The 22740-nt window shown below is 40.0% G+C and carries 24 protein-coding genes; 17 read left to right on the top strand and 7 right to left on the bottom strand.

All coding sequences use genetic code 11. The features are described from left to right. Positions 1–19: 19 nt before the first annotated feature. Positions 20–772: an SDR family NAD(P)-dependent oxidoreductase gene (locus tag DV702_RS05600; protein WP_114923873.1), complete on the top strand. Its 753-nt coding sequence runs from the start codon at positions 20–22 to the stop codon at positions 770–772. A 36-nt stretch (positions 773–808) separates the two neighbouring features. On the opposite strand, the gene DV702_RS05595 is transcribed toward DV702_RS05600, so the two are convergent. Next, the gene (locus DV702_RS05595) at positions 809–1246 is read right to left on the bottom strand and encodes a MarR family winged helix-turn-helix transcriptional regulator (protein WP_114923872.1); all 438 of its coding nucleotides are present in this window, start codon (positions 1244–1246) and stop codon (positions 809–811) included. 218 nt (positions 1247–1464) lie between these two features. Here DV702_RS05595 and DV702_RS05590 point away from each other — a divergent pair, with 218 nt between their 5' ends. The 3 genes from DV702_RS05590 (at position 1465) to DV702_RS05580 (ending at position 3886) form a co-directional block, all read left to right on the top strand. Next, positions 1465–3186, top strand: a complete 1722-nt coding sequence (locus DV702_RS05590) for a methyl-accepting chemotaxis protein (RefSeq protein WP_240315688.1) — start codon at positions 1465–1467, stop codon at positions 3184–3186. A 63-nt stretch (positions 3187–3249) separates the two neighbouring features. Then, positions 3250–3486 carry a hypothetical protein gene (locus DV702_RS05585; protein ID WP_114923871.1) on the top strand — a complete coding sequence of 79 codons (237 nt, stop codon included), beginning with the start codon at positions 3250–3252 and terminating at the stop codon, positions 3484–3486. 61 nt (positions 3487–3547) lie between these two features. Then, the gene (locus DV702_RS05580; RefSeq protein ID WP_162805728.1) at positions 3548–3886 is read left to right on the top strand and encodes a YolD-like family protein; all 339 of its coding nucleotides are present in this window, start codon (positions 3548–3550) and stop codon (positions 3884–3886) included. Between the two features lie 36 nt (positions 3887–3922). Here the strand turns inward: DV702_RS05580 and DV702_RS05575 are convergent, their stop codons facing one another. Next, on the bottom strand, positions 3923–4300 hold the full coding sequence (locus tag DV702_RS05575; protein WP_114923869.1) for a nucleotide excision repair endonuclease: 378 nt from the start codon (positions 4298–4300) through the stop codon (positions 3923–3925). Between the two features lie 118 nt (positions 4301–4418). On the opposite strand from DV702_RS05575, the gene DV702_RS05570 reads away from it, so the two are divergent. From DV702_RS05570 to DV702_RS05545, 6 genes are all read left to right on the top strand, one after another. Then, positions 4419–5036, top strand: a complete 618-nt coding sequence (locus DV702_RS05570; RefSeq protein WP_114923868.1) for a DUF3298 and DUF4163 domain-containing protein — start codon at positions 4419–4421, stop codon at positions 5034–5036. A 79-nt stretch (positions 5037–5115) separates the two neighbouring features. Next, complete coding sequence (locus DV702_RS05565) at positions 5116–6087, top strand: proline dehydrogenase family protein (protein ID WP_114923867.1); 972 nt, start codon at positions 5116–5118, stop codon at positions 6085–6087. A 199-nt stretch (positions 6088–6286) separates the two neighbouring features. Next, complete coding sequence (locus tag DV702_RS05560) at positions 6287–7807, top strand: collagenase (RefSeq protein ID WP_114923866.1); 1521 nt, start codon at positions 6287–6289, stop codon at positions 7805–7807. Between the two features lie 13 nt (positions 7808–7820). Then, complete coding sequence (locus tag DV702_RS05555) at positions 7821–8294, top strand: GNAT family N-acetyltransferase (protein ID WP_114923865.1); 474 nt, start codon at positions 7821–7823, stop codon at positions 8292–8294. Between the two features lie 39 nt (positions 8295–8333). Further along, positions 8334–8513: a hypothetical protein gene (locus DV702_RS05550; protein ID WP_114923864.1), complete on the top strand. Its 180-nt coding sequence runs from the start codon at positions 8334–8336 to the stop codon at positions 8511–8513. Between the two features lie 73 nt (positions 8514–8586). Continuing rightward, a complete protein-coding gene (locus tag DV702_RS05545; protein WP_114923863.1) occupies positions 8587–9015 on the top strand; it encodes a hypothetical protein in 429 nt (142 codons plus the stop codon). A 74-nt stretch (positions 9016–9089) separates the two neighbouring features. Here the strand turns inward: DV702_RS05545 and DV702_RS05540 are convergent, their stop codons facing one another. Beyond that, positions 9090–10106, bottom strand: a complete 1017-nt coding sequence (locus DV702_RS05540; protein WP_114923862.1) for a DUF1646 family protein — start codon at positions 10104–10106, stop codon at positions 9090–9092. A 99-nt stretch (positions 10107–10205) separates the two neighbouring features. Here DV702_RS05540 and DV702_RS05535 point away from each other — a divergent pair, with 99 nt between their 5' ends. Then, the gene (locus DV702_RS05535) at positions 10206–10475 is read left to right on the top strand and encodes a hypothetical protein (protein ID WP_114923861.1); all 270 of its coding nucleotides are present in this window, start codon (positions 10206–10208) and stop codon (positions 10473–10475) included. 148 nt (positions 10476–10623) lie between these two features. Here DV702_RS05535 and DV702_RS05530 read toward each other — a convergent pair whose 3' ends face one another. Next, positions 10624–11412 carry a metal-dependent hydrolase gene (locus DV702_RS05530; protein WP_114923860.1) on the bottom strand — a complete coding sequence of 263 codons (789 nt, stop codon included), beginning with the start codon at positions 11410–11412 and terminating at the stop codon, positions 10624–10626. Between the two features lie 254 nt (positions 11413–11666). Beyond that, a complete protein-coding gene (locus tag DV702_RS05525; RefSeq protein ID WP_114923859.1) occupies positions 11667–12107 on the bottom strand; it encodes a cell wall hydrolase in 441 nt (146 codons plus the stop codon). Between the two features lie 133 nt (positions 12108–12240). On the opposite strand from DV702_RS05525, the gene DV702_RS05520 reads away from it, so the two are divergent. The 3 genes from DV702_RS05520 to DV702_RS05510 all read left to right on the top strand — a co-directional run bounded on the left by DV702_RS05520 (position 12241) and on the right by DV702_RS05510 (position 14980). Further along, positions 12241–13227 carry a DUF5050 domain-containing protein gene (locus tag DV702_RS05520; protein ID WP_114923858.1) on the top strand — a complete coding sequence of 329 codons (987 nt, stop codon included), beginning with the start codon at positions 12241–12243 and terminating at the stop codon, positions 13225–13227. Between the two features lie 152 nt (positions 13228–13379). After that, the gene (locus DV702_RS05515) at positions 13380–14264 is read left to right on the top strand and encodes a D-alanyl-D-alanine carboxypeptidase family protein (RefSeq protein WP_114923857.1); all 885 of its coding nucleotides are present in this window, start codon (positions 13380–13382) and stop codon (positions 14262–14264) included. 332 nt (positions 14265–14596) lie between these two features. Further along, entirely contained in the window at positions 14597–14980 is a 384-nt protein-coding gene (locus DV702_RS05510) for a hypothetical protein (RefSeq protein WP_114923856.1), read from the top strand. Positions 14981–15393: 413 nt separating this feature from the next. Here the strand turns inward: DV702_RS05510 and bioA are convergent, their stop codons facing one another. Continuing rightward, positions 15394–16710 carry an adenosylmethionine--8-amino-7-oxononanoate transaminase gene (gene bioA, locus DV702_RS05505; protein ID WP_371682750.1) on the bottom strand — a complete coding sequence of 439 codons (1317 nt, stop codon included), beginning with the start codon at positions 16708–16710 and terminating at the stop codon, positions 15394–15396. Positions 16711–16717: 7 nt separating this feature from the next. After that, a complete protein-coding gene (bioD, locus tag DV702_RS05500; RefSeq protein ID WP_114923854.1) occupies positions 16718–17455 on the bottom strand; it encodes a dethiobiotin synthase in 738 nt (245 codons plus the stop codon). A 94-nt stretch (positions 17456–17549) separates the two neighbouring features. On the opposite strand from bioD, the gene DV702_RS05495 reads away from it, so the two are divergent. The 3 genes from DV702_RS05495 (at position 17550) to DV702_RS05485 (ending at position 22633) form a co-directional block, all read left to right on the top strand. Then, complete coding sequence (locus DV702_RS05495) at positions 17550–18116, top strand: biotin transporter BioY (RefSeq protein WP_114923853.1); 567 nt, start codon at positions 17550–17552, stop codon at positions 18114–18116. 380 nt (positions 18117–18496) lie between these two features. After that, on the top strand, positions 18497–19525 hold the full coding sequence (locus DV702_RS05490) for an S-layer homology domain-containing protein (RefSeq protein WP_114923852.1): 1029 nt from the start codon (positions 18497–18499) through the stop codon (positions 19523–19525). Positions 19526–20107: 582 nt separating this feature from the next. Further along, complete coding sequence (locus DV702_RS05485; RefSeq protein WP_162805727.1) at positions 20108–22633, top strand: S8 family serine peptidase; 2526 nt, start codon at positions 20108–20110, stop codon at positions 22631–22633. Positions 22634–22740 lie beyond the last annotated feature (107 nt).

The following is a 22740-nucleotide window of genomic DNA, read 5'->3' as shown; positions in this document are numbered from 1 at the left end:
AGTAAAGGAGATGGTACATATGAGATTAGAAAATAAAATTACGATTATCACAGGTGGTGCTGGCGGGATTGGTTTAGGGATGGCGACAGCATTTGTTAAAGAAGGCGCGACTGTAGCGATTGTCGACTTGAATCAGGAGACAGGTGAAGCAGCTCTTGAGAAATTACAGAAGATTTCTCCGGAATCTATGTTCATTCAAGCAGATTTATCAGATCATCAAGCGTTGTCAGCAATCGTTGATCAAGTCGTCAAAGCATATGGAAAGTTAGATGTCCTAATAAATAATGCGCATGCATCTCGTGTGAAATCAATCGAAGCGCTAACACAAGCAGATTTTGATTTTTCATTCGACACAGGATTCTACCCTACGTTTTACTTGATGCAGGCAGCATTGCCCTATCTTAAAGAAACAAAAGGGAAAGTAATCAACTTCGCTTCAGGTGCAGGATTGAATGGCGACGCCAACCAAGCATCTTATGCAGCTGCAAAAGAAGCGATCCGTGCGATTACAAGAGTCGCTGCAAATGAATGGGGATCATACGGCATTAACTGTAACTTAATTTCTCCGATTGCTTTGACGCCAGGCGTGGAGCAATGGGCAGCAGCGCATCCAGATTCTTATCAGGCGATGCTCGACAAAAATCCTTTAGGCCGTTTAGGTGATCCGGAAGAAGATATCGGTCGCACAGCTGTATTTTTAGCGAGCGATGACTCTAACTATATTACTGGTCAAACGATTATGGTCGATGGCGGTTCCATTAAACTACGATAAACAAAAGGCTATCCCATGTAGCGGGATAGCCTTTTGCTATATAAAGGTACGGTAAAGTTTTGTATAAATTTCCAACAGATTTTGTCGATCCTCTTCCGACAGATGGCTGAAAAGCTCTGTTCGAACGTTTTTGCCGTGATATTTGGCGTCATTTAAAATATCTAATCCGAGTGGTGTAATGCTCCAATACTTCGTGCGTCGGTCATTCTCATCATTGCGTAACGTAATGTATTCATTATTAATTAGTTTTGTAGATAAATGCGTTAAAGAGGCAGGTGTAAAACCGAGTGTACTTGCTAAATCAGACGGACGTTGCTCGCCTTTTTTATGTAGTTCGAGTAAAACTAAAATATGTGAAATTCCAAGAGATAGTTCAGACTCTTGCTGGAAACGTATAAACATTTTGTTCGTCACTTGATCCATTACATGTAGTAGATTAAAAATTGTCTGTTCCTCTTTGTATTTTTCTTCCAAATTAAATGCCTCCCCAAACTTTATCTTTATATACTATTCATCATACAACAAATTCATTAGTTATAACATTTTTATGACAAAATTTTTATATTTTTTTCAATAATTTATTTTAATTTGAAATAGTTTTTCATTTAGTTCTTTTTTATTGTGGAGGAGTAGCGTATGATTAAGACATCGAATGAACTAGATGGTAAACATGCGAAAGGTGGGCATAAGGTTTGACGAAATTAAGGGATTCATTGACATTTCAACTCGGCACAATCATCGCAGGCATTTTAGTCGTAATGTTAGCGATTACATCGATCGCTACTTACAAAACTGCTTATGATAAGTTGTATGACGCAGCAGGAATTGAAGCATACGGATGTGCGAATATTACTACCGGCTTGATTCGCCCGGACGATATGCAAAAAGCGTTAGCTGGCGATGTTGAAATGCAAAACGAAATTGGGGATAGTCTGAACTGGACGACAGACCATAAAAATATATTTGAGACACAATATATTTTGGATCTGGATGGAAATTTAATCGCATTAGATGATAATTTAAAAGCGAAAGGATTTAAACCAGGCGACGCGTTTCAAATGGATCGAGAAGCAGTAGACGATTTATTGGCGCATCAACACCCAACCTATTCACAACCCTACGAATTCGGTGGTATGAAACGTTTGTCCGGATACGCTCCTATTCACAAAGATCATGATCCCAGTAAAGAAGTAGTCGCGTTAAGTGTCATTGATTTTGATGCGAATATTGTGAAAAATCGTACGTGGGATGTTGTACGTGATGGTATTTTAATCAGTATTATTCCAATGATTTTAGCTTCAATCGGTACGGGTTTCCTCATTCGCCGCAAAACGAAGCCAATTTCTAGCTTAATTGAACAGGCGAAGAAAATTGCGGATGGTGATTTAGCGGTAGAAACGACAGAAGTGACATCGCATGATGAAGTAGGTGACCTAGCTAGAACATTGAATCGAATGACAGTGAACTTGCAAGACATGATTTCTACGATGAATAAAACTTCACATAATTTATCGGAAAATGCTGGTGAAACGTCTTCTTCATTGGAAGAAATGCGTGAAGCTGTTTCCATGGTCGCAAATAGTATCGAGGAAGTCGCTACTGCTGTAACAGATGGCACAACTACTGCTGACAGCGCGTCAAGTATTCTTACGACGTTAGCTCATGACTTGCGAAATGCGAAATCCGACGCTGATGCAATGCTCGTCAATTCGAACGAAACGATGAACATCGCGTTAGAAGGTGCAAAGCGTGCAGAAGAAATTAGCCGAGATATGGAGCTAATTCGTACAGGTTCTCAAGAAGTGGGCGATACGATTCAAAACTTGGTCGAATCCATGACGAAAATCCAAAATATTACAGGCTCCATCGCGGGAATTGCTGCGCAAACCAATTTATTGGCGTTGAATGCGTCCATCGAAGCAGCACGTGCAGGCGAGCATGGTAAAGGGTTCGCGGTCGTAGCCGAAGAAGTGCGTAACTTGGCTGAGCAGTCCAATCAAGAAGTATTGGAAGTCGAAAAGTTAGTGCAGGATATTTCTGAACGTATCCAACAAGTCATTTCATCTACAACTGAAAATACGAAACATATTACAAAAGGAACAGAAACTGTTAAATTAACGTCCCAATCCTTAAGTAATATTTCTGCGGCTGTTGAGGAAACTGTGAAAGAGATTAAAGATATTTCAAATTTGATGACTTCGGAAGCCGAGAAGTCAACAGAAGTTGCGCAATTGATCCAGAACTTAACACATTCTGTACGTGAAATTGAAGACATGACAAATAATATTGCAGCGGCTGCCGAACAAACGACAGCGAGCATCGAAGAAGTTTCTGAACGTTCTCTACAGACGAATTCTATGGCGCATGACCTTGAAGTATTTGTTGGATCGTTTAAATTGCCGAAGGATCTATAGTATGGAGGTGCTGAGAACTCGTTTGAGTTTTCAGCTTTTTTTTGTTGGGAAGTTGGAGGTTCTATGAGCGTATACGTGGGTTCTATGATCGCGTGCGGTGTTTCTATGAGCGTATGCGTGTGTTCTATGATCGCTCGCGGTGTTTCTATGAGCGTATGCGTGTGTTCTATGATCGCTCGCGGTGTTTCTATGAGCGTATACGTGGGTTCTATGATCGCGTGCGGTGTTTCTATGAGCGTATACGTGGGTTCTATGATCGCACAACATGATTTCGCATTCACTGTATATTATTTACATTGATTAAAGAATGTACGTTCTGTATACTTACGAACATACATACGTTTTAAGGGGTGTGGTTTGTATGGATAGAAATCGGGATCGTGGACAGATCAAATGGACTTCGTTGATGTTGCCCGAGCATCTGGATGTGCTGCGTCAATGGCAGCGTGAGGATAGGTATGTAGAGCGGCCTGAGTTGACGGAAGAAATGCAAGGGACACTGGAACATGCGGTGAAGCGTAGGTGTGAGACCTTTTTGAAAACGTGGCATGATGGAGAGATTCGGTTTCATCAAGGCGTTATTGAAATGATTAGTTTACAGACAGGAACCATCATTTTGCAAGATCCGTTCGGTGCCGAGACTATTCGAGTGGAAGATATTATTGACGTGCAGTTTGCGAAAAATGTGGAAGGTATATGATGACAAAATAAAAAGCCGTCTGCGGGTGCAGACAGCTCAGTCTTTGTAGAACGCTTTTTCAGTATTATACTTCGCACGTTGCGTATTAATAATATACGTTTCGTAGATTTCGCGTTCCATTGCATCGTCGACATAAATAGCAGAAATTTTCGCTACTTCTTCACGATGATTACGTAGTGGAGACACTTGATCGTCAAAATGCTTTTTTAGGCGTGGACGTAGTTTTCTTGCTTTTCCTACGAACAATAGCTCGTCGCTTTGATTGAAGAACAATAAAAGGCCACCCTTGTCGCGAGGAATTTCATGAAAATCGATAAACCCGTAAATTGGTTTAATCGGTGTTTCGTCCGGTCCCATTTCTTGCTTTCTGCGAACGATCGTTACATCTGGTTTTGGTAGTTGAATTGAAATCATTTTACTTCACATCCTCATTCTATTAAGAGTCCATCCTACCATAGGGCGACTGAAAAAGCGAGAAACTTTCCATTCAGTCGATGCATATAGTAGACAAATGTCTCGAAAGGATGAATCGATGAAATCGCCTGCCGTCATTCAAACATATCACGTGTCGCATACTAAACCGAAAGTGAATATTTATTATCCTGTAATCACTCAATTGGAACAACCAGCAGTCCAACAGCAACTCAATCAAACGATGTTCCGTGAGATGAACAAACTACTCGCAGAAAATCACTATTACGAACCCGATCTAGTAGAGCTAGTGGGGGAATATGAAATCAAAAATAATCAACGGGGAATTTTAAGTAGTAACTTAACGGTTTACTCGTTTTCTGGGGGAGCAAATGGCATCACTACCGCTAAATCCCTGACATTTGACACACGAACGGGGAGAAGCTATACGTTGCAAGACTTATTTAAACCGGGCAGTCCGTATGTGCAACGAATTTCGGAATACGTGCGTCGTCATATTTGGCAATGGGACATTCCTGTGCTGAAACCATTTACACAAATTAGACCTGATCAGGACTTCTACATTGCGGATACATCATTAGTAGTTTATTTCCAGCAACTAGAGATTTCTCCCCACTATGTAGGCTTTCCGTATTTCCCGATTCCGCTCCTCGATCTACAAGACATGATTAGACCGGGAAGTCCTGCAGATCGCATGATGGCGTTTGCTGGTAGTTAGACAGCTAGCAAAAAATAGGAAGTTACAGGAAATAGTGATATAATTTTAGTATACAATCAAACGAATGAGGTGGAAACTTATGCTACGAGATTTCTTTATCGGTTTATCGGAGAATCAATTATTGAACACTGCTGCCAAAAAATACGGACTACAATTAGGAGCTCAACAAGTCGTTGCAGGTACGAATATTCCTGAAATGATGGAGAGTGTTCGTGAACTGAACGAAGCAGGTATTTCCTGTACGATCGACAACTTAGGTGAATTTGTGTTTGAAAAAAGTGAAGCGATTCAAGCGAAGGAACAAATACTGGCGGTAGTGGACGCAATCCGTGAACAGCAAGCGGATGCGCACATCTCTCTAAAGCCTTCCCAACTTGGTTTGGACATCGACTATGACTTTTGTAAGCAGCAAGTGAAAGAGATTGTCGACAAAGCGAGTAAAGAGAATATTTTTGTCAATATGGATATGGAAAATTATCCGCGCTTGGAACCGACATTGCGCTTGTTGGATGATTTAAAAGAGAGTGGCTACACAAATGTCGGAACGGTGCTTCAAGCGTATTTCCATCGTGCGCTAGACGATACAAAAAAATATGATGACACGCGTATCCGTTTAGTGAAGGGTGCATACAAAGAATCACCTGACGTGGCGTATCAAGATAAACAAGCGATCGATGCGAATTATATTCAAATTATCGAGGAACATTTATTGAATGGTACGTTTACTTCTATCGCTACACATGACGATAAAATTATTGATCATGTGAAACATTTCGTCAAAGCTCATAATATCTCGCTGGATCAATTCGAATTTCAAATGCTTTACGGCTTTCGAAAAGATTTACAATTACAGCTTGCAAAAGAAGGCTATCGCTTCTGTGTATATGTCCCGTTTGGTGCAGATTGGTATGGGTACTTTATGCGGAGATTGGCTGAGCGTCCGCAAAATATTAATTTGATGCTGAAACAAGTATTTACGAAGAAGACGAATACGATGATCGGATTAGTAGCCGGTGCATTTGTGCTTGGACGCTTAACAAAGCGAAAATAATGAATAGGCAAACACTGCTTTTGAGCAGTGTTTTTCTGTAACCATTTTCGGAAAAAGTGCCGCCATATGCTATAATGAAAGAAAAATTTGTTCTTTAGCGCGGTGTAGCTTCTCTCAAGAATTCTTGAACAGTTCAACGGGAATCATAGTAGTGACATTGCGTGAGGGAAGTAGAAATGACTAGAGAGTAGGCAATTTCATGCGCTTGATCAAATATAGCGTCTTCACTTTACTAAGCGTACTCGTAATCGCCAGTATATTCATTGTGATTTTTTTGTATTCTGGAAAACTTGTAAGTGTTTTCTGGCTACTCACTGGTATTCTGATTGCGATTGTTTTATTCATCCGTACGATTATTCAATTTTTTTCCGGTCGTAATCGTCTGAAAACAGCTTTTATATGTGTTAACGTCTTGCTGGCAGTGATGTTGTTGCTGCTCATAAGCGGGATGAATTTTATTATTATTAATGAAATAGGTGACTATAGCGCGAAGGAAAAATTTACTTTAGTTACGATGCGGGGCGGTTTTAACGTAAAAGATGTAGAAACATTGACGAATGGCTATCCGGTTATAGAGCATGGGCATATTATCTTCAAATACACGCCAAAAGCGAAAGATGAAGTGGAAAATATTATCGCAAGTATGGATGAGCTCCATCTGTTGGAGCAGCAAATATTCGGCGAGAGCCTTCCGAAAGCGGAGAAGCTCGAAGTCATTGTGTTGCCGAGTATAGCAGAGTATAGAAAATTGCTTACGCTGGCGGGCCCCAATGAATACGGTTCTTATCTTAATTCAAAGAAAACAGCGGTGCTTTATCAGGAACGGGCAGATGGAAACGGGCAAGAGTATTTTATGAAAAATGTATTCAGTCATGAGTATGGTCATTATCTATTTGATTTATTTGCGATGGAACGGACATTGGAACGACAAGAAACACCGATATGGTATCAGGAAGGGTTAAGTGAATATATAAGTAGCGAGATTACGGGTTATTCACGGGCCGCTGCCAGTCCTGATGCGAAGCTTACGTTACATGATCTGAGTACTACTTGGCAATGGAATCATACGAGTCCGGGAATCGATCCGTATGCACTTGCTGCCTATGCGATGGAGTTTATCGCGGCTACTAGCGAAAGCGATCAAATCTTTTCTGCAATTTTAACGGAGCAACAGGCAGGTGGATCATTTGATACAGCTTTTTATAAAATTACGGGTATAGCAGTTGAGGAATTACTGAGCTACAGTGAAGAAATAGAAAAAGAAATTGATGATATTTGGAGACGTTGGTATAGTGAAAAGGAGTATGGAGCAGCGGGACAAGCCTATGAGAAGCTCATACAGCAACTGCCTCGACATCGTATGCTGTTACATCAGTATGCGCTGATGCTCGAAGAAGAGAGTCGTTTTGATGAGGCAGTGGAAGTGAGACGAAAATTAGTAAAGGTTGAACGGAAGAACCCAGTGAACTTTATTAGTTTGTCTTATCTCTTAACAGTAATCGATTCAGAGGAAGCGGTAAAACAAGCGAATACTGCACTGCAACTTGCGGGGCGAGATGAATTAGCATTTTATACGCAGTGGCTAGACGAAGTGACAGCGTATGATCTATTACTGCGCCAAGGAAAACTTGTGGAAGCTTATGAAGTTCTAGCGAATAGTGAACAGTTAGAACTATATCCGACAATTATTAAAAATGTGAAAGAGAAATACACTAATTGAAATGAGGACTGTTATGAAAATTGTAGTAGCTGAAATGAAAGACGCACCTATTATTCATGATGTAATGATTCAAGCGTTCCAGGAATTTAAAGACGCTACCCCACCGACTAGCGCACTGCAGGAAACGGTTCAAAGTGTAGAAAAGGCCATGCAAGAAGGGGAAGAAGCGCTTATAGGGTATATTGAGGGCGAACCTGTGACGATGATTCGTTTCCGGCAGCAAGAACAAGGCATGTACTTTTCTCGTTTTTCTGTTATTCCGAAAAGACAACGGCAAGGAATCGCCAAACAAATGTTACGCCATTTAGAAGACTATGCAAAACAACGAAATACGTCTACTCTATTATGTAAAGTCCGCGCAGATGTGGAGAAAAACATTTCACTGTACGAATCGATTGGCTATCATGTGTACGACAAAGAAATCTTACATAGATCAGACGGTACAAGTGTAGCGGTAGTTTCCATGAAAAAGTCATTGGATGAATAGAGTAGGTTTACGGATTTGTAAAGAAAGGATGAAGATACTATGCACGAAATCACGCCTGTTGCTGGCAATATGTTCTTTTCATTTTTCAGTATAATCGGTCTTCTCATTTATATACTTCCTGTCTTGTTCATCGTCTGGTTTTTGATTAAATACATTAAAATACAAGAGCGAAAAAATGAAATACTTCAATCAATTGCTGAAAAATTGAATGATAAGTAAGAGCAGTACAATCCAACGGGGTGTCAAATGATCTACATAACGTTGGAAATCTATACGTTGAGGTGAATGTCTCATGTACAAGAAACTATTCTTATTTATAGTAGTAGCCGCTGTGTTGGCAGGTTGCACGGCAAATAAAAATACGGTAGCCAATACACCAGAAGAAGCTTTGGAACTACTTCATGTAGAAGAAGGATATGCGGAAGTAGTAAAAGTGTATAAAATACAAGAAGTAAACAAAGACCGTGTAATTACTGTATACAAAGGATTGTTTGATGATAAAGAAGAATATTTTGTGGCCAATGTCGAAAATACCGACGATTCATGGGTAGTGACAGATGCCATTGGACTCGGTGTACCTTCAGCGGAAACTGTTGACGAAATGACAGAGACAGCTACTTTTGAAGCGGGGTATGTACGAAGAAATAGCGCTTCGAATCCAAATACGAAGCTAGTGGAAATAGGAGACTCGAAATATCGAGCATGGATTAAAGAGAAATGAATGGAGAGGGCTGTCCGGAAAGTCAGTAACATCTGATTTGCTGTGATGGCCTTTTTTTAGGGAAATCAATCATTTTATTGTCTGCCAAGCAAAATTATGAAATACACAATCATCGCAAGTAATCCGAGTGGAACCCCGACTCGTGCCCACTCGCCACTGCGGATGTTTAATTTACCTGCTGCGATAATATTCGGAATATTACCTGGAATTAACATCCCTCCACTTACAAGCAAACCGAGTAGTAGTGCCTGAATGGTTGATTGATCCATTGCGGGACTGATTTCTGCTGCTGCGAGCGTTGCATTGTCAAGAACTGCAGAAATCATATTAATCCAGTACAATGTCAACGGATGTAGATCAAGCAAGTATAAACGGATGAGCGGCTCAAAACCGGCACCTAAAAGAGTTAATGCAAGAACGAAGACATACACTTTCATTCCACGTACGAAAATACTTATGTATGACTCTGTGGTCTGCTTAGCTAGACGAGTCATCGACTGATTGCGAGGTCGGATGAATACGATTGCTAGTAAACCGAAGACGAAAACACCCGCCACGATATCGGTTCCTAATAAATTCATCAAATAATAAAAATCTTCATTCAGTTTATTCGTCGCAATAGTTGAAAGTGGCTCTCCAATCGGGGTCAGTACAGCGCCTAAGCCAATGGAATAACAAGCTAAAATCACAAAACGGATTTCAGATTGGCGATCCATCTGCAACACCGAGGCAATGGCAACGAGAACTAAAGCAGCTATAATCGCTGTAATGACACTGGATATTAACCCAAGAATCATAATAATGAGCGCAAGAAACAAACGAAACGGAATCATCCGGCTTCCTAATATGATCACGTTCTCAAACGGCTTACGTATCCAACGAAAGAGTATTCCTGCAAAAATGACCGCCAGCGTAATATGTAGCGGATCACGTATAGCCTGCATCCATAAGTCCTTGCTTAACACCCCGCTGCTAGTTGCCGCAGCACAACCCATCACCAAAAGGAACACTTCTAAATTACGTTCAATGCGTGGAACAGTAAAGGGCAAAAATAATACAAAACCTAAAATAATAAGTAATCCAATGACCATAGAAATCTCCTTTCCTGAATGTTTCTTCTTCACTCTATGCAAAGCGTGGATACATCTTGCATAGAGTGTGAATAGAATAGATAGGAAGGAGGACACGCATTGGAAATTACAGATATTGTACTGATTCCTGTCATTATCGGTTTAATAGAGGTCATGAAGGTATATGGATTACCAAAAAAGCTACTGCCGATTTTCGCACTTTTACTTGGAGTGTGCGGCGGGATCTTTTATTTGTTTCCACAAGACTGGAAAACGGGTGTGCTGAGTGGAATCATTATGGGACTGTCGGCGAGTGGATTGTATTCGGGGAGTAAGACGATTGTGCGACGTGAAGTGTGCGATGAAGATAGAGAAAGATCAGAAAAATAATATTAAGAGTGGAGTATTATAATAGAGTCTTTTACTTTGAAGTACAAAATATTTCGAAAAATCGTTCGCCATTGTATCGCATCGTACAAAGATAGTAAAAGTAAAAAGGGATCGTCGCACTCGATAAAGAGTGCATCGATCCCTTTTTCTATGATTTCAAATGAAACTCATGCGACTCGCCATATCCTAATACGACTACTTTAGTACGATCGTAATCATTCAGCAATTCTTCCAATTCCTGATCTTTATCCACCATATGCTTCACAACCGGGAAAGCACCGAGTAATTGTTCATATATTTCAGCAGAAGCAGCTGTTTTTTTAGAAGGGAATGTGTGACTGGGAATAACAAAATCCACTTCTAAAAAGTTGCGGACAGCGTAGGCAGCTTCTCGCGGTCCCATCGTAAATTGTCCAGATGCAGACAAAATCGCGACAGTCGGTTTATACAATTCCTGAATGAGTTGAATATCATAGCTAAGTGCGGTATCACCTGAATGGTACAATGTCAGTCCATCGGTGAATTCGAAAACGTAGCCAGCTGCTTCGCCAGCATAAATAGGAGGACCTTCTGTTTCGCCATAAGAAGAACTATGTTTTGCGGGAACCATCGTGGCCTGGACATCATCTAATTCAATCGAGCCGCCTAAGTTGAGTGGAAAAATGTTTTGATAACCTTTTTGCAGTAAAATCATTGCGAGTTCATAAGGCGCTACGATTAAAAGTTGCGGATTCGCTTCCATCATTTTTTGTAGCCCGCTCGTATGATCAAAATGACCATGTGTTAAAAAAACTGCATCGACAGTATGGAAAAATTCTTGCGTGTTGAATTGGGGCGGACATCCTGGATTTAAATCAAAGAAAGGATCAATCAAATAGTTCTTAGTCGATTGGCTAGTAAGTAAATACATCGCATGACCGAGCCGGGTAATTTTCATCAATTCCACCTCCAGAATATTCAGAATACATTATTATTTTAATAGTTCTTAGAAGAGAAGTCAATAAATGGTGAAGTAATAATGGAGCGTAAACCATTTCATTCGATTATGGGTAGAAATGGGATCACTTTTCAGCTAGCTAAAAAACTTACGTACAATTATCCGAATTCGATGCGATACATTCATTTCGGATCACTGTATCAAAGCTATACCTTGTAGATTAGAGTTATACAAGGCATGGCTCTTTACATGATTTATCCAATATAAACACTTTCACAAGTTCCTGCTGCTGGTTCGTAAAAACAATGGTTTTTAAATTGCCCGGTAAACGGTTGACCGTACCAAGTAGGCGGGCATGGAGCGTAAGGATTGAAATACCATAAAGCATAATTCGCAGGGTGCTGTCTCCAATATTTCAAATTTTGTTCAGCGAGCTTTTTTTCAGATGCGCGTGCACGTTGGTAAAATAAATTTCCTTTTTGCACCGCTTCAAATGAATAATTTCCTCCTTGAATTTGAAAAAGAACGTCATTGATCGTTCGGACATCATTGAAATCCAAACAATCGGCAACTGCGCGATTGACAATGACATTACCTACGTACAACATTCCCTGATTGCCTTCACCTTCTGCTTCCGCCCGCATCATCCTAGCCATGATGTCTACATCTGTATCCCTATACTTTATTCTTGGCATATTTTCACCTCATGCTAGTGTATGAGAAATATACAAAAATATGTACGTTTCTCGAAAAATACATATATAGTACGATAGATTGAATATTCAGAAAGTGTTATACTATAGGCAAAAATATTGGAGGGAGATACACATGAAATACTTGATGCGATTAGTAGTCGCTTTATTGTCTCTCAGTTTGCTTTCCCCCCCTGTTTTGCAAGCCCAAGCTGTTCCCTTAGATGATCTAAAAAGTGATCATCACTTCGTCAATAGATTCGCTAAGAAAGATGGTAGTAATTACTATGTCAACAACGGTCATTTGGAGAAGCTAACATACGGATTATATAAAGTAAGTAATGATATGCAGAAGTTCCGATTGATCAAACAAGGGCAGTTCATGAATATAATGTTGTACAAAAATACACTCGTGACGTTTAACGAAACAAAAGGGATTTTACAGCGTTTTTCATTTGACGGGACACTTGTTAGAGAATATCCCGAAGTGGCCAGCAGTAATTTTTTACTAGAAGGTGATCGGATATATTATCACACAGGACAAAATTTTTATGAAATCAATATTAATGGAACCGGAAATAAGCATCTATACACGTCGAAAGGTACGATTCAAGAATTTACGATTCATAACGGCTGGCTGTACAACGCCTACTTGCTTCCTGTGAAGCCGACATCTCAACCTTATAATTATACGATGGGGGTGGAGAGAATAAAAATCAGTCAACCGAAAAATATAGTGTCGATTTTCAATGAAATTTATAGTATAGATTCATTGATTGTCCGCGACGGATATATTTATTCTGTCATTGTGCATGATGCGAGTACGGTAGGACGGAATTTGTATCGTATGGATTACAGCGGAAATCATGTAAAACGAGTATCTTCTGCTGATACATCTGATGTATTTGTGGGATCGAAGTATGTCTACTACGTTGAAAATTACAGCGGAAGTTATACACAAAGTCTGTATCGCATGACACTAGATGGAAAGAACAGAATAAAAGTAGGTGATTTGACCGGCAGTAAACTACGTGCAGAGTATCATAATGGAAGCTTCTATTTTGAAGTTCAAAATGTACCAAAAGAGACATTTTATCTGCGTAGAATTTTGCAAAAGCAATAAGTAGTAGAATGTGTTGATTGAAAATTTTATGATAAGCACTTTGTCCATCAATATAGGACAAGGTGTTTTTTTCGTTCATAGTTTCTTTAGAAGTATCCACTACTATTTTGAAAGGGACTACTGCATAATGTGTAGTATAGGAAGGTGTATCGATGAAAAAGTTAGTAGTCACTTTACTTTTATGTGTTGGAATTTATTTATGGGTTACGAAGTGGAACGATTTTACCATGCAGCAAGAAGACTGGAGTATATCTGCAAAAGCGATGCTACTTGTTAATGCGGATACAGGTGAAGTGCTATATGAAGAAAATAGCGAAAAACCGTTGCCAATTGCCAGTATGACGAAACTTATGACGCAGTACATTGTCTTGAACACGATTAATAATGGTTCGCTCAGTTGGGACACCGTTTATAAGCCGAGCCCCACGGTAGTGCACCTGACGCAGTTTGCGAGTGCATCTAAACTTGGCATGAAAGCAAATGAAAGCTATACCGTCCGTGAACTATTCATTGCGATGACAGTCATTTCAGCGAACGATGCGGCCCTTGCCCTCGCAGAGATCGTGGCGGGTAGCGAAGAAGAGTTTGTGGCGATTATGAATGAACAAGCGCGTGCGTTTAAGTTAAAGCATACAACGTTCTATAATCCACACGGACTAGACGGTAGTTATCTTGGGCGAAGTGAGAATCATAACAATGTAGCGTCTGCTTCTGATATGGCAATCATTGCGGATCGACTGATTAAAAAACATCCTGTTGTACTGGAGTATACGAGTATGCCGAGTTTTACGTCAAGGCAGGGAATGACGATGTGGAATACGGATTTACTGCTGCCGGGTATGCGTCTGCAGATGGCTGGAATGGATGGTTTGAAGACAGGGTATACCGATGCAGCAGGGCCTTGTTTTACGGGTACTGGGGTGTTTAACGGTGAGCGGTTAATTTCAGTTTTAATTGGGGTAGACGAAGTGGATGGGGATTTGAAAGATCCGAAGTTTGTTTTGACGCGAGAGATGATTGGGCGATTTACTGAATAAGTTGGCAGGGTAGTTGTTTTGCTATTGAGAGTAATTGGTGTTGGGTCGTGAGTCGACTTATGGGTTCTGGAGTTGGTGAGAATTATGCTTCTTGTTGTCGCTCGTGCGCGTGGGGGATTTCTACCCACCATGAGCCGCTAGTTGTCCGGCTGACCCTGCGGTTGCTCCTTCACTAAGTACGGACGACTTATAAAATGTTGTGTACGATCAAGCGTGTTGATTAACTCTATTATGAATCATTCACTCATTCATTTAGTTAAAAGCAAGTTTGCCAATAAAAATAAGCAGGCGACTTTGGATATGAAGTAGCCGCAAACGCAAAAGAGAGTGGCATGAAAAGTGCAACAGTCAATGCAGACGATACGATTACGTATAAAATGTCAGAAGCCAAGCATAAAGAATTGATGACAGAAATGAAAAATAACTTAGTAGAATACAGTAACCAACTCATAGCGGATGGAGATTTTCCTTCTATTAAAGAGATTACTTACGATAAAAATTTTACGGAATTCTCCATGGTAGTTGACAAAGAAGCATTTGAAAACAGCTTTGATGGATTCGCTGTTCTTGGTCTTGGGATGGCGGGCATGTTCTATCAGCTGTTTGACGGAGTAGATTCAGAGCATTTGGATGTCGCGATTCATTCGGTAGATGAAAGTACAGGAGAAAGAATCAGGACAGTCAATTATCCCGAGGACTTAGAAGATACGGAGTAAAGAAGCGTAAGAAGAACATAAAAAAGAGTATCCCATTACGGATGCTCTTTTTTATATTATATATGGAAAATCGTTATTCGGATGGCACTCGTCATCTGAATGGCACATTAGCCGAAAAGCCACGCTTACTATGCACTGGTTATGAAGCTGTAAAATAAAAGCATCATCTGCGGATACTTGCATGCGAGCGTATTGGCTTCGAATGGTGTAGTAGCGAAAAGTAAAGGCAAGTCCTCCCAGCTGTATCTACGGACAAAGTAAGCAAAGAAAAAGTGATTGAAACGAATAATATGTTAGTTGTCTAGAAAGTAAAGTTCCAGTAGCAGAACATAATCAAAAAAGTCGAATGTAACTAGTGTGAAAATACATGCGTGCTATATATTTGTTAGCGTGTAACAAGCACGTATTTCGGATTATAGTTCTACTAATTCTCGTGTCACCGTCTGAATGCCTTCCATTAAAATAGCCACCATTTCTGCTAATTGCTCTTTCGATGTTGCTAGTGGAGGCATGAGGACAATCACATCACCTAGTGGTCGAGTAAGTAATCCTAATTCTCTCATTTTCAATGTCGCATGATAGGCAACACGGTCTGTTAATGGAAAAGGTTCTTTAGTCAGTTGATTTTTCACGAGCTCAATTCCGCACATAAGGCCGCATTGACGTACGTCTCCTACATACGGCAGTTGTTTGACTTCTACTAGTAGCTCCTTTAAAAACTCTGCCTTTTCCGTAGCTTGTGCAACAAGTCTTTCTTTCTCGAAAATCTCTAAATTGGCTAAAGCGACTGCACAGCCGAGCTGATTGCCAGTATAAGAGTGTCCATGGAAAAATGTTTTCATTTCCTCATAATCGCCATAGAAAGCTTCGTAGATTTCTTCGGTTGCTACTGTGGCGGCTACAGGTAAGTATCCGCCAGTAAGCCCTTTCGCTACAGTCAGTAGATCAGGTTGAATGTTTTCGTGTTCCACCGCAAACATTTTCCCAGTACGCCCAAACCCCGTCGCTACTTCGTCTACAATTAATAAAATATTGAATTTCTTGCACAGTAGTTCTACTTCTTTTAAATAACCCGGAGGCATGACATTCATTCCACCTGCTCCTTGAATCATTGGTTCAAGCACCATACCCGCAATTTCTTCATGTCGCTCTTTAAACAATGCGCGCAATGTTCTCAAGCTTTCTTCTTTTACGATATCTTCATCACCTGATGGGTGGCGGTATACAGCGGGAAACGGAATAACCAGTGCGTCGAATAAAAGGGAAGTATATACTTTATGGTATAGCTCAATAGAACCGACACTCATCGTTCCGACTGTATCTCCATGGTATCCATTGCTGACAGTTACAAAACGTTTTTTCCTCTTCAGTCCTTTATTTTGCCAGTATTGATAGGCCATCTTCACAGCGATTTCTACAGCCGTTGCTCCGCTGTCCGAATAAAATACACGTGATAGATTCTCAGGTGCTAATTCCACTAATTTTTCCGCTAATAAAATCGATGGAATATTTGCTGCGCCTAGTAGAGTTGAATGTGCTATAGATTGCAGTTGTACTTGAATAGCTTCATCCAATTCTTTTTTGCGGTGACCGTGGACATTCAGCCATAAAGAAGAATACCCGTCTAAATATGTATTGCCGTAAATATCTGTCACAGTAACCCCTTCGCCGCTCTTAATGATTAATGGATCTCTCTCATAATCCGACATTTGCGTAAACGGCAGCCACATGTATTTCTTACTTTTCGCTACTAACTGATTTGCTTTCAATAGTTATTGCCTCCTTCAAAAGTGTGTAATCCCAATTGCTATAGCACGCTCTTTTCATTTCTGTATTACGTAAAGTTTCTTGAATATCTTGCTGATAAGGAATGATTCCAAGTACAGGTACATTGCTTAACTTGCTGATCATTCGTATATTATCTTCTACGATGAGCGGAGGTTGGTTATCTATGTCAGTAAATAATAAACTCGCAATTTGAATATTCCTCGCTTTCATTGCCTCTATGGAAAGTAATGTGTGATTGATTGTCCCTACTCCTGCACGCGCAACTAGGACAACGCTCGCTTCTAATTCTTTTATCCAATCAATGATGCAATAGCCATCAGAAGTCAATGGCACAAATAGACCGCCAGCCCCTTCGACTACGACCCCATCAACCTCATCCTTCCTCTTGTTCACTGATTCTGTTAAGAAATTAGGATTTATTTGAACCTGATCCAAGCTAGCGGCCAAGTGGGGAGAACAAGGCGTTTCGAATACGTAATCGGGCAGCGGAGTATTTTCATTTAACGCTTGTGAATAGGTTAACCAGTCAGGCGCGATAAGATCGTCGTTTTGAAAAACAGCACCCGTTTGTATGGGCTTGAATGGAATGAAATTGTGACCATGATTAGAAAGGAACTCTGTAATGAATACAGTAGCCGTCGTTTTTCCAACATCTGTATCTGTTCCTGCAACGAATAATATAGTCATTCTGTAAACTCCTTTTTAAAATGTGTTAACTTAATATTTAATTATGTTAACATATAAATGTTGAGACAACAATAGAGAATAGGAGGAGTAGAGAATGAAGGCGAAAGAAATTGTTGTTTGTGCGTTATTTGCGGCTTTGATGGGGGTGGGAGCGAATGTGAGTCCTTTCTTAACTATTGGAGGAGTGCCGGTTACGCTACAGTTGTTATTTGCTGTGTTGGCAGGTGGGTTGTTAGGCAGTCGCTTAGGGAGTATCGCTATGTCTGCATATGTATTTATCGGACTTGCAGGTGCACCGGTTTTCGCTCAATTTAAAGGTGGACTGGGCAGTGTCATTAGTACGACGTTTGGTTATGTGATTTCTTTTATTTTTGTGGCGTACATAGTTGGAAAATCACTCGAGCGAATTCCTTCGTGGATGGGGTATTTAATGGCGGGGGTTCTTGCGATTGTTATAAATTATGTGATCGGGACAAATTTTATGTATTTTGCGTATGTGTATTGGGTGGAAGCGCCTGCAAGTTTTAGTTATGTCGTTGCGTGGTCTTGGATGGTAGCTTATTTGCCGTTGGATATAGGAGTTACTGTTTTATCGCTGGTGTTGATTCCTAGGCTTCAGAAAGCGATTAAGTTGATGCCTGTTCGCAGACAGTTGACGTGAAGTACTTTGTTTTGGGTTCTGGATTACGTGAAGATACAGATTTATGTAATAGACTGGACGCTTTATAGAATATGCAATTGAAATAATTGCGGCAGTGTTTGTTAGTTTTCTTAGTTTCACTGCCACTTCAACAGAATCTTCTACGACGTGAATTCAGCTGGCAAGAGTAGGAAGTGAAGTGTTTAATTGTTCCGTAAAAGATTTTGTGAAATTGGACAACCTATCTCCTGCGAGTTCTATCCAACGTATATTTTAGTCTCTGTTATATGGTATCTTCATAGTAGAAATATAAGAGTAAGGTTATGTAAACAACACTAGACTATCGTCCGGTATTCTTACTCGTTATTTTCTTCATATGATTAAAAAGGATGTGATGCCAAATGAATAAAAGACTATTGATGATGTCCGCAATGATGACATGTACTGCCGCAGTAATTGCAGTGCCTTTACAAGCAGAAGCAAAAGTATTTACTGACGTATCTACTGCCAGCCCTTATTATGAAATGATTCATACGATGGCAAATGCAAACATTATTAATGGATTTGAGGATGGTAGTTTCAGAGGAAGCCAAGCGATTACACGAAAACACGCAGCGGCACTGGTGAATCGAGCGAGGGGCAGTTCTTTGCCTGTGAAACATCCAGCATATGAATTTGGTGATGTGACTAAAAGTAATCCGAACTATGAAGATATTCGGGTGTTGCAGCGGGCGGGTATTTTTACAGCTGACAGCAAAGGAAAGTTTTATCCGAATAAAGCAGTAACACGTGCAGAGATGGCAAAAATTTTAACGATAGCTTTTGATTTAGAAGTGAAGTCTACTACAGATTTTCCGGATGTGCCGACGACTCATGCAGCGAACCAGTATGTACGTGCGATTTATTCGAACGGGATTACGACAGGTGACAACGGGAAGTTCCTGCCAGAACACACATTATCACGCGTTCACTATGCGGTATTCATGTACCGCGCGATGCATATAAATGATAAGCCCATGCAACCGCCGACACCTGAAAAGCCATCCCTCGATGTTTCAGCTGTTGAACAAGCAGTGCTGGAATTCACAAACGCAGAACGAGTGAAAGCTAATCTTCAGCCGCTACAAATGAATCCGGGCTTGCAGATAACAGCCAGACAAAAGTCCGTAGACATGGCTAGTAATAACTATTTTTCGCATATGAGTCCAACGTATGGTTCGGCATATGATCAAATGGAGCGTCACGGTATTTCGTATCGTCGGGCTGCGGAGAATATTGCGGTAGGTCAAACTAGTGCGAAAGAAGTTGTGGTTGCTTGGATGAATTCAGCAGGACACCGAGCGAATATCCTGACACCGGGATTTACACAGATTGGTATTGGCTACGATCCGAATGGCCACTATTGGACGCAGCAGTTTATACAAAACTAATGAGGGACTGTTTTTGTCGTATGTTCTCCGTTCGGGTATGAATGGTAAGTTGTGATAGAAAGTGACTTGATGTTGTTTTAGCTTATTGAATTGGTGAAGGTTCTTTCTGTAACCGCTTCGGCGCGTGAGGGATTGCCTCCCGCCAGCGCCGAAGTGACTACAATGAACCGATGACATTTCAAATTCAGGAACGTCATTAAGCAGTCATGCACTAGCCCCGCTTCAAATGACAAACATAGCAAAAGACCGGCACAGACTGTCTGTGCCGGTCTTTTATGTTGCATATTCCTCATCAAAGTTTTTTAAGATAATAGTCTAGTGATAATGAATCAATAGTGAACCGTCTGTTGGGATTAACAAATAGGATTGATTGTTTTCACCTCAAATAATGCTACAGCCCTTTTTCGATTTGAAAGCAAATAAGAAAATATCAATACAAAAATACCATTAATTAAAATAAGTATTTTAACCTATTAAAAATCCTTAATTATGTTACTATTGAATTATCAGTAAATAGAAAAGAGGGATATTGTGAGAAGTAAGACGAGAATAATGGTCATAACCTTAATCATGTGGTTTGCGATGGGAAATTTTTTTACAGAAGTTAAAAGTGAAGCTCATGCATTGGAAACAGAAGCAACAAAAGAAAACGCATTAGTAGTTGAGTTTGTGAAGGGGCAACAGACATTTTCTGAAGATGTTTCAATATTCGGAGTTACAAGTCGAGAGGAGATCGCACCTGAAATCGAGTTGTGGAACTTCAATAAAGAAACGGATATACAAGAAATTCAAAAATATTTACAAGAAGATCCTGGAGTAATGAGTGTGGAACCAAATTATAAGCGTCAGTTGCATATGTCGGGGGATGATCCATATATGGGTAGTCAATGGTGGATCTCACAAGTTAAACCACAAAGATTCTGGTCAAGAGTGAAACAACAAAAAAAGAATGTTGTAGTTGCTGTTATTGACTCTGGTATAGACTATAACCATGAAGACTTGAAAGGACGTGTTCAGCCTGGCGGATTTAACTTCTATCATGACATACAAGATGTGATGGATGTAAATGGCCACGGTACGGCTGTTTCAGGTATTATTGCAGCCACTTCAGAAAATAATGTCGGTATATCTGGAATTACAGGTACTTATAATACGAAAGTTTTACCATTGAAAGTGTCTCATAAGTCCGGAGAGAGCTATATATCAGACGAGATTCGCGCAATTGATTATGCAATTGATAAAAAAGTAGATGTCATTAACATAAGTTTAGGCGGTCCTGATTACTCATCCGCAGAAAATAAAGCAATCCAGCGAGCGATTCAGGCTGGAATCACTGTCGTCTCATCTGCAGGTAATGAGGCGCTAGAAGGAAATGCACTAAGTTATCCTGCTTCTTATTCGAATGTTATTTCTGTAGGAGCTGTAGATAATCAAAACAGGCGTGCTTCGTTCTCGAATTATAATTCATCTGTAAGCGTAGTGGCACCGGGTGTAAATATTTATACGACAGTTTTATCCGACAGATATCAAGCGCTAAACGGAACTTCCTTTTCTTCTCCGATCGTGGCTGGCGCTGCGGCTCTTGTGAAGGCGTCACAACCAAGCGCTACACCTAAAGAAATAAAAAGTTTATTAGAAGAAACTGCGACAGACTTAGGGGCTTATGGAAAAGACTCTCATTTCGGTGCTGGTTTAATAGATTTAGAAAAGTTACAAACAAGAGTGGTTACAGATTCATTTATACCGGTTGAATCTATCGATATTTGGAACGGCCCAATGACAATAGACTTAGACAATCAGAAAAGTAAATCTTTAGCGAAAGTGTCTATTCCAAAGTCACTGGAAGGATTACGTAAACAAGCGGTCATCAATTATGAAGTAGAGCCAAATAATTCATTTATAATGGCCAATCAGTTACAACCTGGAACAAGTATGGTGGGAACCATCACGAATAATTATTACGATTTAGACTATTATCGTTTCATGTTAGACTCGCCAGGTACTTTTTCTATGTTAGTAGGCTGGATAGAAAATTCATTAATCAGTCATAGAGATAATCGGTACTTAGGCGTTGGTGTTTATGATAGCGAGCAAAAAATGATTGGCGTTGCTACTTTAGAAACAACACCAGACGGAAAAAGTTTTATGTATTATTCAAATCAGTTGCCAAAAGGTACTTATTATCTAGCAGTTATTCAAACATCCTCTTACAAGTATGTATTTACTAATGAAAGGTATATGATCACTAGCTTGTTTACTCCATCTAAGAAGCCAGATCCAATACCGGAAATTAAACCAAGCTTTTTGTTCGATGGCTTGTTTATAAACAGTGGATCAGAGGAACAATTTGTGTTGGATACAGAACCAAGTGCTAAGTTCACTTCTTCCAATGAAAACGTCGCAACTATAAATACGAATGGTACAATTCGTGCTGTTGGTTATGGATCAACTAGGATTCGTTATGTGAGTGATACAATTACAAAAGAAGCACAAGTGAAAGTACCAAAAAATTCAAATTCAGCTACAAAAGCGTTTTTCGAAAGTATATCGCCTTCAAATGCGACCGATCAAACGGTACTATGGACATCTTCCGACCCATTAGTAGCTGAAGTGGATGAATACGGTATTATAACAGGAAAAAAAGCTGGTAGTGCGACTGTGACTGTACAAACGAAGGATGGCGGACTGACGGCTAGTTCTACAGTTACAGTGATTGGCGGGAAACCTAAAGAGGAATTTGTAGGTACTTTTCCGGCAATGACAGTTAAGCAAGATAAAATTTTCACCGTCACATTTAATCAAAATTTACAGGCAGGAAAAGATTATAATAAGGATATTATAATCTCTAGACTGGCTGACGGATCTAAATCAGTCACTTCATTTACAACAGAAGTAGATCCGCTATCACGGAATAAATTATATATTAAACCAAACATTAAATGGGAAGAAGGCGAACACTATTTATCGATAACGAAAGGTTTACAAAATGAAAAGGCAACACCGTTAAAGGAAACCGTTCGATTGAAGTTTGATGTAGAAGCAAATTACGAAGTACAGCATATCGACGAGGCAAAGAATTATGAACGAGTATTACGCACCATGCCATAAAAAGACTAAAATGATGTCGGAAAAAATAATTGAGATTTGAATAGTATATTACGCTCAAGAGATTAGTCAAAACGGGGCTGTCTAGAAAGTCAGTGAGAACTGAGTTT

The sequence above is a fragment of the Sporosarcina sp. PTS2304 genome, assembly GCF_003351785.1.
Taxonomy (GTDB): Bacteria; Bacillota; Bacilli; order Bacillales_A; family Planococcaceae; genus Sporosarcina.
The sequence above is the reverse complement of the archived record's forward strand: the minus strand, read 5'-3'. Positions and strand labels throughout refer to the sequence as shown.